Source organism: Brucella thiophenivorans (genome assembly GCF_002252445.1).
Classification (GTDB): domain Bacteria; phylum Pseudomonadota; class Alphaproteobacteria; order Rhizobiales; family Rhizobiaceae; genus Brucella; species Brucella thiophenivorans.
This window is the reverse complement of record NZ_NNRJ01000070.1, coordinates 1-1296: the sequence shown is the minus strand read 5'-3', so window position 1 is coordinate 1296 and position 1296 is coordinate 1. Positions and strand designations below refer to the sequence as shown.

Here is a 1296-nt window from a genome sequence, read left to right as displayed (position 1 = left end):
TGATATTTACGCGCAGGTTAACGTAACAGTGCCGGTTTCGGCTAAGAAAAAGCCAGATTCTACAATGCTTCAATCTGTTCTGAATGAATTCCAAGACACGACTATATGGGCTGATCTTGCTCCGCGCACACAGCAAGACTACATCAAACAGATCAAAGTCATTGAGAAAAAGTTCGGCAGTTTTCCCATTAACGGGCTGGCTGACATCCGCACCAAAGCCGTCTTCATGAAATGGCGAGACGAGTTGGCCAAGAAATCGCGCCGGCAGGCAGATTATGCATGGCAGGTACTCGCCCGAATCCTGTCGTGGGCGCTGCCATTGGGGAAGGTGCCTGCCAATCCATGTGAAAAGGGCGGTCGAGTCTATCGTGGAAATCGATCCGAGAATGTGTGGGCAAGTGATGATGAAAGCGCCTTCATGGCTTTGGCACCTGCACACCTTCATCTTGCACTGCAACTGGCACTATGGACCGGGCAGCGTCAAGGTGATTTGCTGCGCCTGGAATGGCCTGCTTATGACGGGGCCAAAATTAGACTGAAGCAGTCTAAAACTGGCGCACGAGTGGTCATCCCTGTTGGGGCACCCCTGAAGATGATGCTTGATGCAATCGAGAATCGTACAGGCACCATATTGAAAAATCTGGACGGGGAGGCGTGGACGAGTGACGGATTTAGAACGTTTTGGCGTAAGGCAAGAATCAAATCTGGTGTATCCGGCTTAACTTTCAACGACCTTCGCGGGACTGCAGTGACGCGTCTGGCTTTGGCTGAATGTACGGAAGCGGAGATTGCAACCATTACTGGTCACAGTCTGCGTGATGTGCGATCAATCCTTGATGCACACTATCTAAATCGCGATCCTAAACTTGCTGAATCTGCCATTCGGAAACTTGAAAACAAGCACAAGTCTGTAAACTGAGGTGTAAACCGCTCTATGCAGGTCTAAGTTCATAAGGCGAATAATGTAATGAAATCAAATGGCTGGGGAACCTGGATTCGAACCAGGACTAACGGAGTCAGAGTCCGTGGGTCTACCGTTAACCTATTCCCCAGCAGGGTTCGCGTATCAGTTTTAGTTGGCTGAACAGCGATTGCGACAGAAGCGTGAAGCTTTATTCATCGACGGCCTCCATCTAGCGAACTCAAACGATGAGTGCAAGCCTTTCTTTTAAAAAAATCGTGGCAAATTCAGTTATTTCGCCATTCGCTATTCGAAGTACATGTCTGGGCCGTAAAAAAGAGGAGCTTGCACATAAAAAAAGGGCACTGTTACGTTAACCTGCGCGTAAATATCAG

General features: G+C 48.8%; 1 protein-coding gene and 1 tRNA gene. One reads left to right on the top strand and one right to left on the bottom strand.

The annotated features are described in order from the left end of the window. The first annotated feature begins 64 nt into the window (after nucleotides 1-64). Nucleotides 65-919 carry a tyrosine-type recombinase/integrase gene (locus CEV31_RS20010; RefSeq protein WP_094509909.1) on the top strand — a complete coding sequence of 285 codons (855 nt, stop codon included), beginning with the start codon at nucleotides 65-67 and terminating at the stop codon, nucleotides 917-919. Between the two features lie 59 nt (nucleotides 920-978). Here CEV31_RS20010 and CEV31_RS20005 read toward each other — a convergent pair. Continuing rightward, nucleotides 979-1052, bottom strand: a tRNA-Gln gene (locus CEV31_RS20005). Nucleotides 1053-1296 lie beyond the last annotated feature (244 nt).

Coding starts and splice junctions, on each gene's coding strand:
- CEV31_RS20010 (WP_094509909.1), top strand. CDS start 65: ATGCTTCAATCTGTTCTGAATGAATTCCAAGACACGACTATATGGGCT.